This window comes from Bacteroides caecicola (assembly GCF_023337095.1).
GTDB classification, from domain to species: domain Bacteria; phylum Bacteroidota; class Bacteroidia; order Bacteroidales; family Bacteroidaceae; genus Phocaeicola; species Phocaeicola gallinarum.
In genome coordinates this window covers 1-8,246 of record NZ_JAMBLM010000027.1, presented here as the reverse complement: position 1 = coordinate 8,246, position 8,246 = coordinate 1, and the positions used below count along the sequence as shown (strand labels likewise).

The window sequence follows — 8,246 nt, the reverse complement described above, 5'->3', positions numbered from 1 at the left end:
ACATATTGAATTTGAGTGAATCACGCGAAACAACTACTGCATTTTGCTGTTCTGTTATATTTGAACCTTGATAATAGGCTACTTGTACAGTGCCATGATAGGTTCCTTTCATGTCGAATAGCATCTGTTGTATTTCTTCTTTAGATAATCCCTTTTCGTCTTTGTTACAACTTATAAGACTAAACAGACTAAGGAATAATACTAGTATTCCGAATAAGTTCTTTGTTTTCATATTACTTTGATTAAATAGTTTATAGTTCTGTATTAACTTTTATTTTCCCGAATGTTTTCTGTTCGTCACGCACCCGGCACAGTTCCCGGTGTGCTTTTTCCTTGTACTCCTGAAGAACTTTGATTTCGTTACGCAATCGGTTGTTTTCTTCCTGAAGAACCTGGAGCTCTTTAGCCTGTTCTTCAGACTTCATTTCAGCACGTACCTTTTCTTCTGCTGCCTTTGCGATAAGCTCTGGAGCCGGAAGCTGTTTTGCTGTCTGTTCCCGGACCGCCTGTAGTAGTTGGCGAATAGCTTCTGTTCCCTCATTGCTTGTCTGCATGGTCGCTTTAACTTCATTCAATTCTCCGATGATCTTTTCCAATGGGGAGTAATCAAGTGCGTTACTCTTCAGGTCGAAACCTGTGCGTTCAAAGTATTCCAGGGCGAGAGAAACGAACTCTTTCCGTAATATGCCGTTTGCCCGGCAGTATATCTCCAGCCGTTCAGATGTTTCTCCGCTTATTGAGATTGTAGTCTTTTCCGGCTTGCTTTTGGGTTGTATGGTTACTTTATCTGTCATACCTTAACCGATTGATATAAATATGCTTATAATATGCTTGATATGCTGGTTTTATGCTTTTTTTTAATTAAATATGCTGTAAATATACTGAATATTCCTGAAATATATTCAGGTTACTTGGCCTTTTCTTCGCTTAAAGTGATATGAGAATCCACAAAGCACCCTCCAAAGCCGGATAAGGCGTTTGGTTGCGTGTAAGTGACCGTTACAAGGGTTTGTCCCATGAATGTCTCAATCTTGTCTATAATGGCTTCCATTGGCTTTCCTAAGCCTGTAGCTTCAGCTGATACCAATATCAAATCTCCTTCTTTCATATCGTTGTTTTTTGATTGTGTAACATAATCAAAGTTCTTCCTTGTCTTTTACTTTTCCCTTCAGTGCGTTTATTATATACCCTTTAGGGTTCTTTTTATCCCTTGATTTTCCCTTCAGGGTTGAAAGCTCCAGCATTAAATCAAGTTTCTTCTGTGCATCCCTGAAGAGGTCTATGTTGTTTCTTATTTCCTGGTCTGTGAAAAGAAGCTCTTGCTTTAGATAGTTTCTGATAAGCCTGTCCAGATCCCAGCCCAGACTGACCTGTTTTTGTAGTTCGTGCTTTTCAAGTTCTTCATCCCTGTGTTCCGGTTGGTATTTGGGATACAGTTTCAGTGAATGAAAAGAACGACCTTCTTTCAGAATTTTGTATTCAAACGAATATGGACTTTTTGCGTCCAGTTCTTCTTTAGCTGGGACTATGATTCTTTTTATGAAATCCGGGTTACGTTTGTATTTGTCCTGTACACCAAACATGATTTTCAGATCCTCTATACTGTAAATCAAAGGCCTTTCTTGACCACTCATGAGTTCATAGAAACGCATCGAGTACTGACTTGTAAACTCCATGGCCGTTTTAAGTTCATACTTCCTGAAGCCCTTTGAAAAATTAAGTACGGCATTATATACTTCAGGTTGTATTTCAAATCTTACCCAGCCTCTTTTGTAATTGAATTGTGGCTTCTCGATAATACCTATCACCTTCCATATTTGCCCATCATCGAACTCAAAAGACTTATTTCTAAGGTCTAACAGCGCTTTTTTGACACGGGTGTAGTTCTCGTCATCATCGTTGGCTAAAAACGCAGAAATGGGCATTAAAACAACTCTATCATCGTATAACGTCTTTTCTATACGTAGTCCAGGATAAAGCTTTTTACCTTCTATCTCACACTGCATTGCTTCCACAAGCCTGTACAGAATGCGTTTTTCGTACACTGAAAAATCATACTTAGATACAGTCATTAAATAGCTCTGTATCACATCTTTGTTTGTTATTTTTATAGCCATACTCCTTTGTTTTTAAAAAACGACAAAATGAATGTTCGCAAATATAGAAATTAAAAACGACATTTAAAAATGTATGTCGTCGTAAACATTCAAAAAGTCGTTTTTAAAGGCGAAAAAAACATTCAAAAAGTCGTTTATAACATTCAAAAAGTCGTTTTTCGAGCGTTTTTACTCTTTATAACGATTTGTTATTCAGTATTTTATAAATGATTTTTCAAAAGTTGATAAGCATATAATAAGCAATGCTTAAAAACAAGTCATAAAATTTTAGCCTGAATGTGGCTTCCAGACCTCCAAATCCGTGAAAAACGAGTTTTTGAATGTTTGTGAAAGCAAAGCAAAAGCCAGCGCAGCGTTTTTTTAGGAACGAATTTTCCGCGCGTGTACACAAATAAGTACACAAAACTTTTGCTTTATTGATTTTTATCCCTATTTTTGCGGTGTAAACCAATATATTAGAACTATGCAGATTGTTACAACACGCGAATTTCGTGCCAATCAGAAGAAATACTTCGAAATGGCAGAGACGGAAACGATCCTGGTCTCCAGACGCAATGCAGCCCCTATTATGGTGTGTGCAGTCAGAGAAGGTGATTTCCCTTCAAAGGAAGAACTTGCGGCCATCCAGAGAGGTATTGAAGATATCCGGAACGGAAATACCTTCAGAATGGCCAAGAATGAGTCTCTGGATGATTTTCTTAACCGTATAGAGGGTGAAGGCAATGTATGAGATAGAATTTTCCAAAGAAGCGGTAAAACATGTCCTGTTAATGAGAAAATCCTCTCCGCAGCTTTTCAAGAAGCTGGAGAAGCTGCTTGATGAACTCAGAGAACACCCATATACGGGTACAGGACATCCGGAACAGTTGAGATACCTGGAGGGTGTCTGGTCAAGGCAGCTGGACAAGAAGAACCGTATCAGGTATATGGTCAACGAGACTACCGTAATTGTGTTCATCATTTCAGCCTGGGGACATTATGACGACAAATGAAGGATTGCAGTATGTGCCGTTTTGGAACTTACTGCAATCCTTTTGAATTTGTGACAGAATAAAAATAACTTATATCATATACCCAATTAAACGGCTGCACTCGTCGGGAGTGTTGGTACACCCCCTTGCCGTGCGGCGCTCCCCGACCGATGAGTTTTTTGTGGTGTTCCGGACACGTTCTGTTGTGCGGTTTTGTTGGGTAATTCTGTTGTGTACTGGGTGTGCGGTTTTCGTGGGTGTTCACGTGTGTGGGATAGGTTCTATCTCTTCCCGTCCCCTTTGCTAATTTCGCGCTGGGGAGGGTGTTCGATAGAACAGCAAGAGGAAACCGGGCAAGCCCTGTTTTTTCCTCTTGCCCTACGGGGTTTTTAGCTGTAAATCAGCTATTTAGGAAATTATACCAATATAATTTGGTTATAATGAATAAATATACTATCTTGTAAACCAGTAAGTTAGTATATTAATTCATTATAATAAGCCTTATAATATCATGGAAAAAGACAGCAAAACAACGGTAGCGGTAGAACGTACTACTTTTACTAAACTTGACCGTCTGGCCAAGGCAAACAATGTGTCAAAAATGGAGTTCCTTACACATGCTATAAACTATTTTGAAAAGTACGGCATAAACCCGGTCGAGCATGAAAGCCCGGCACAGGAAATGCAGAAACTTATCAAGCGCATGGACCAGGTGTTCGCATTCCTGAAGAAACAGGAAACGGATCTTGTGCGTCCGGCTTGTGAAGCTCTGGCCGGAGCCAGCACACAGATAACCATAAACCTTTCATCCTTACTTTCGGAAGAAAAGTTCAGGCGGTTCCTGAAGGAGAACAGCGAACTTTTCATCGAGGTGATGAATCAATCCATCGAAAAGGGAAAAGCTATTGACAGAGCTGAAAGAGCGGTACGGGATTCAGATGCAACTATCAGGAAGAACCAGCAGGCCATTTTCAAGCGGATAGAAGCCAACGAAACAGCACAACTTAAAGCCATGCAACATATAGTTTCCTTCCTCGATGCAAAAGGAAAGACCGGGCTGCTCGATGATATAAACAAGGTCTATGAGAGGGAAAAGGAAAGGAGGGGACTATGAATATAAAAATTCAGGGTGGCGGTTCCGGAACTTATGCCAATACAGGGAGCTGCACAGGAGTAACGACCTATCTCCAGCATGAGGATCTGGAGCGTATGAAGAACGGCCAGGAAGTGCAGCCGTTTTTCAATAACTCACGTGACTACATAAGCGCACAGGAAGTAACCTTCAAGATAGACAGCAACAAGGCAAAATTAAGCCGGAATGATGCGAAGTTCTATGTGATCACGGTAAGCCCTTCCAGCCGGGAGCTGGAGAAAATGGGCAAGACAGAGAAGGAACAGGCTGAAGCCATGAGAAAGTATGTCCGTGATGATGTGATGCAGCACTATGCGGAAGGGTTCGGAAAAGGCTTAAACAAAGAGGACATCGAGTATTACGGAAAGATCCATTTCGAGAGGAAGGGAGCCGACCGGTACGACATGCACGCACATATCATCGTCAGCCGGAAGGACAGGAGCAACACCAGGAAGCTAAGCCCAAAGACCAACCACACCGGGAAGAAGAACTGCGGAAACGTGAAAGGAGGTTTTGATAGGACAGATTTTTTCCGAAAGTGTGAAACCTCATTTGACAAGCGCACAGGGTATGACCGGGCCCCGGAACAGACCTTCGACTATCTCAATACCATGAAGAACGGAAGCCCGAAAGAAATCTTCCAGAAAAAGGAGTGGGCGGAACGTGTGAACCATGAACGGCTTGAGAAGATGAAAGCCGAATGGAGCCGGGATCTTCAGGAACCGCACCAGGAACAAGGCCGGGAAGAGAGCCAACAACAGGGAAACAGTATTTCCCAAGTTCCGGATATCAACCAGGCACCACAGCGGAAGAAGCAACAAGAGGAAGAACTCGACCAGCCCAGGAAGAAAAGCCGGGGTTTTGGAATGGGTATGTAAATTTGAATCTGTAACAAAATCAAAAGCGTATGGAACAAAGAAAGGACATAATGACAGGTATTATCAGAATCTTAATTCTGTTTATTGTAGGTAGTATATTTCTGGCCATAGCCGGATATATCCTTTCCTTTGTCATTGATATTATTGGCCGTATTATAGTCTTTGTACTTCAGTGGGCTGTTTTCGGTGGTATTGCCTGGTATGGTTATAAGTATTTCAAGAAACCTAAACCGAAGGAGAAGCCAGCTGAAGTAATACCTGAAGAAGCTATACGGTTATATACATCTTCAGGACAGCCGATTGTTATCGGAAACCCTTTCAGGGGTATTTTTGTTTTGGGTGCTGCTGGATCTGGAAAATCTGAAAGTATAGCTGTGCCGTTATTGTCGGAGTTTATCAGAAACGGTTTTTCCGGTCTTGTGTATGATTTTAAGTTCCCTACTTTGGGGCAAGATGTACAGTCTTTTATCAGTGCAAACGGGAACGAGATAAAACACCATTATATAGACTTGAATAACCCGGAACAGTCACCGAGAGTAAATCCTATACAGCCAGATTATTTGCTGAATACAAGCTATGCCAGAGAATTTGCACAGGCTATTGTGGCCAACCTGATAAAAGAGAGTATAAAGAAACCTGATTTCTGGAACAGGTCGGCAACAGACCTTCTAACGGCCTGTATCTGGTACCTGAAAGAAGAACACCCAGACATGTGCGATATACCTCATGTGTGCGCTTTGGTATCGAGTAAGGACGAGGATCTTCTCCGGCTTTTGCAGAAGAATCCGCAAACCGCACAAATGACAATGAGTATTTTCAGTGCAATGGAGAGGGGAGCAGACGGACAAGTCAGCGGAGTTGTAGGAACTTTGCAGTCTGCAATAGCACAGATAAACACTCCGGAACTGATGTATATTTTTGGTGGAAATGATTTTTCTCTGGATCTGAACAATCCTTCTTCTCCGGCTATTGTAACCGTGGGGACATATCCTACCCTTGTACAGACCTTTGCACCGTTATGTAGTCTTATTATAACAGTGGCCACAAAGCTGATGAACCAACCCGGCAAAGTTCCTTCTTTTGTAATGATCGATGAAGCTCCGACTGTATATATACCTGGTCTTGACATATTGCCGAACACGGGACGAAGCAATAAAATATCTACAGTCCTGATGTGCCAGGATCTTGCACAGCTTTCTGACGGTTACGGCAAGGAAAAGGCCGATGTGCTGTTTGCGTCCTGTAATACTCACTTTTATGGTAGGGTATCTTCAAGTATAACGGCAGAAAGACTTTCTCGCCAATTTGGGAAGGAAGATAAAGTCTATACAACCGCATCACAGTCGAGAACAGGCTTTCACCGGACTTCAGGAACCAGCGAATCAGTACAGGAAAGGGACGCAGCCAAACCTTCCAGCTTCCTTTCTCTGGAGCCTGGGGAGTTTTACGGTATAGCGGTGGAAAGCAATGTGCCGTTTTTCCGAAAGAAGTTCAGACAGGCAGAACGGCCAATCCCGGTACAGCTGGAGAAGCTGAGCCATGCTGAAAGCATACAGGAATACACTCTGAAGGTAAGGGAGGATATAAAGTCTATACTTTACGCACTGAAGCCTGATGAACCGGAAGAACAGCATAAACCAGATATCCCTTCAGATATTAAGTTCAAAGGCTTTTCCGTTGATTGATAAGAAAACAGCCAAGACAATCTTGGCTGTTTTTTATAAAGTTGAAGAAGTCAGAGGTTATATTTAATACCAAAAATATAAGAAACCACTACCGTTTTTACATCAGCTTCAGGATATTTGTTTTTGTAGTATTCCGTTAAGTCTTTAATATGTTCAGCGGTTTTCTTCTTTTACAGAACTTATCACTCCAAATTTCGGAAGAACCTTATTTTCTGCGCTGTTTATCGGCTGCCTTATTTATTATAGTTGTCTTTTTTGATGACTGTATATAACTACGCAAAATAAGGTATAGGCCTAATACAATAAAAGGGATACTCAAAACTTGTCCCATATTGAAAAACATCGAATCTTCGAAACTTTCTTGATTTTCCTTAGTGTATTCTAAAAGAAATCGCATGAGAAAAATGGCAAAAATACTAAAGCCAAAATAGAAATAACTTCCGACTTTAAACAACTGTCTTTTATATTTGTATAAAGAATAAATAATCAGGAAAATAATAAAATAACTTATTGACTCATAAAGTTGTGATGGATGTCTGGGTAAATCATCAACGTACCTGAAAATAAAGGCCCACGGCAAATCTGTCGGACGTCCAATAATTTCAGAGTTCATTAAATTAGAGATTCTTATAAAAGCTCCGCCTAATGGGGCCAAGATAGCTATGATGTCTATTATCTTCGGGAATGGGATGTGAACTTTCCGTGAATATAATAACATGGCAATGAACAAACCTATTGCACCTCCGTGGCTAGCCAAGCCTTTGTATCCTATAAACTCGTAAACACCATTAACATTTTCTCTAAATGGTATGAATATTTCAATTATATGAGAAGAAAAATATTCAAAATCATAAAACAGGCAGTGCCCGAGTCTTGCCCCTCCGAAAATACCAATAACTGCGTATATAAAAAGCTTCTCCATTGCATCAGGAGTATAAATCTTTTCCTTCTTGTATATATGGCCAATTATGTAGTAACACAAGGCAAGCCCAGTAACAAAAATCAAACCATAATATTGAATCTTAACTGGGCCAAGGCTAAATATTACAGGGTCTATATCCCAATTTATGTATAATATTGGATTCATTGTATTTGAAATTTGTAATTCTGTATTAACATGACTTTTTATTATTCATATTCCCCTTCGAAATGATAAACAAGGCGAGGGAAGTCATCATATTTCTTTCCGTCTACCCATAACTCCAAAGGTGACATATTGAAATTCATAGAGTTCATATAAGTCACTGCATCACCGCCATAGTTCATGGAAAATACAAGACGAATGGAAGGAGGCGCTCCATATCCACCTAATATAGTGACATCTTTTGGATACAATACAAAGTGAATGCAACCAGAATCCCATTGTAAAAATTCATATCCGGCCATAACAGGCACTTCACCTATCTCCCGCAAACGTTCTGCAATTGTTTCGTCTGGAATCAGATCCGATAGAGGCAGTAATG

General features: G+C 40.7%; 9 protein-coding genes and 2 pseudogenes. 5 read left to right on the top strand and 6 right to left on the bottom strand.

Annotated elements, in window-relative coordinates:
- The 4 genes and pseudogenes from M3085_RS13720 to M3085_RS13705 all read right to left on the bottom strand — a co-directional run.
- Window positions 1-232, bottom strand: a pseudogene (locus M3085_RS13720) (DUF4840 domain-containing protein); the annotation flags it as partial.
- A gap of 19 nt (window positions 233-251) precedes the next feature.
- A complete protein-coding gene (locus tag M3085_RS13715) occupies window positions 252-794 on the bottom strand; it encodes a BfmA/BtgA family mobilization protein (RefSeq protein WP_087407146.1) in 543 nt (180 codons plus the stop codon).
- A gap of 113 nt (window positions 795-907) precedes the next feature.
- Window positions 908-1,108: a hypothetical protein gene (locus M3085_RS13710; RefSeq protein ID WP_032530139.1), complete on the bottom strand. Its 201-nt coding sequence runs from the start codon at window positions 1,106-1,108 to the stop codon at window positions 908-910.
- 28 nt (window positions 1,109-1,136) lie between these two features.
- On the bottom strand, window positions 1,137-2,117 hold the full coding sequence (locus M3085_RS13705; RefSeq protein WP_032530138.1) for a replication initiation protein: 981 nt from the start codon (window positions 2,115-2,117) through the stop codon (window positions 1,137-1,139).
- A 463-nt stretch (window positions 2,118-2,580) separates the two neighbouring features.
- On the opposite strand from M3085_RS13705, the gene M3085_RS13700 reads away from it, so the two are divergent.
- From M3085_RS13700 to M3085_RS13680, 5 genes are all read left to right on the top strand, one after another.
- Window positions 2,581-2,847: a hypothetical protein gene (locus M3085_RS13700; RefSeq protein WP_005812757.1), complete on the top strand. Its 267-nt coding sequence runs from the start codon at window positions 2,581-2,583 to the stop codon at window positions 2,845-2,847.
- Window positions 2,840-3,109, top strand: coding sequence for a Txe/YoeB family addiction module toxin (locus tag M3085_RS13695; protein ID WP_032530137.1), 270 nt, complete (start codon window positions 2,840-2,842; stop codon window positions 3,107-3,109). The genes M3085_RS13700 and M3085_RS13695 overlap by 8 nt, the downstream gene beginning before the upstream one ends.
- Window positions 3,110-3,599: 490 nt before the next feature.
- Entirely contained in the window at window positions 3,600-4,202 is a 603-nt protein-coding gene (locus tag M3085_RS13690) for a BfmA/BtgA family mobilization protein (protein WP_249053316.1), read from the top strand.
- Complete coding sequence (locus M3085_RS13685) at window positions 4,199-5,098, top strand: DUF5712 family protein (RefSeq protein WP_249053315.1); 900 nt, start codon at window positions 4,199-4,201, stop codon at window positions 5,096-5,098. The genes M3085_RS13690 and M3085_RS13685 overlap by 4 nt, the downstream gene beginning before the upstream one ends.
- 29 nt (window positions 5,099-5,127) lie before the next feature.
- Window positions 5,128-6,783 carry a type IV secretory system conjugative DNA transfer family protein gene (locus M3085_RS13680; protein WP_249053314.1) on the top strand — a complete coding sequence of 552 codons (1,656 nt, stop codon included), beginning with the start codon at window positions 5,128-5,130 and terminating at the stop codon, window positions 6,781-6,783.
- 205 nt (window positions 6,784-6,988) lie between these two features.
- On the opposite strand, the gene lgt is transcribed toward M3085_RS13680, so the two are convergent.
- Both lgt and M3085_RS13670 read right to left on the bottom strand, forming a co-directional pair.
- Window positions 6,989-7,870 (bottom strand): prolipoprotein diacylglyceryl transferase, encoded by an 882-nt coding sequence (gene lgt / locus M3085_RS13675; protein ID WP_249053313.1) that lies wholly within the window; start codon window positions 7,868-7,870, stop codon window positions 6,989-6,991.
- A gap of 41 nt (window positions 7,871-7,911) precedes the next feature.
- Window positions 7,912-8,246 (bottom strand): annotated as a pseudogene (locus M3085_RS13670) (DUF4840 domain-containing protein); the annotation flags it as partial.

What these genes read in the sequence shown, in the direction of transcription:
- M3085_RS13715 (WP_087407146.1), bottom strand. Translation starts at nt 794, where the DNA reads ATGACAGATAAAGTAACCATACAACCCAAAAGCAAGCCGGAAAAGACT.
- M3085_RS13710 (WP_032530139.1), bottom strand. Translation starts at nt 1,108, where the DNA reads ATGAAAGAAGGAGATTTGATATTGGTATCAGCTGAAGCTACAGGCTTA.
- M3085_RS13705 (WP_032530138.1), bottom strand. Translation starts at nt 2,117, where the DNA reads ATGGCTATAAAAATAACAAACAAAGATGTGATACAGAGCTATTTAATG.
- M3085_RS13700 (WP_005812757.1), top strand. Translation starts at nt 2,581, where the DNA reads ATGCAGATTGTTACAACACGCGAATTTCGTGCCAATCAGAAGAAATAC.
- M3085_RS13695 (WP_032530137.1), top strand. Translation starts at nt 2,840, where the DNA reads ATGTATGAGATAGAATTTTCCAAAGAAGCGGTAAAACATGTCCTGTTA.
- M3085_RS13690 (WP_249053316.1), top strand. Translation starts at nt 3,600, where the DNA reads ATGGAAAAAGACAGCAAAACAACGGTAGCGGTAGAACGTACTACTTTT.
- M3085_RS13685 (WP_249053315.1), top strand. Translation starts at nt 4,199, where the DNA reads ATGAATATAAAAATTCAGGGTGGCGGTTCCGGAACTTATGCCAATACA.
- M3085_RS13680 (WP_249053314.1), top strand. Translation starts at nt 5,128, where the DNA reads ATGGAACAAAGAAAGGACATAATGACAGGTATTATCAGAATCTTAATT.
- lgt (WP_249053313.1), bottom strand. Translation starts at nt 7,870, where the DNA reads ATGAATCCAATATTATACATAAATTGGGATATAGACCCTGTAATATTT.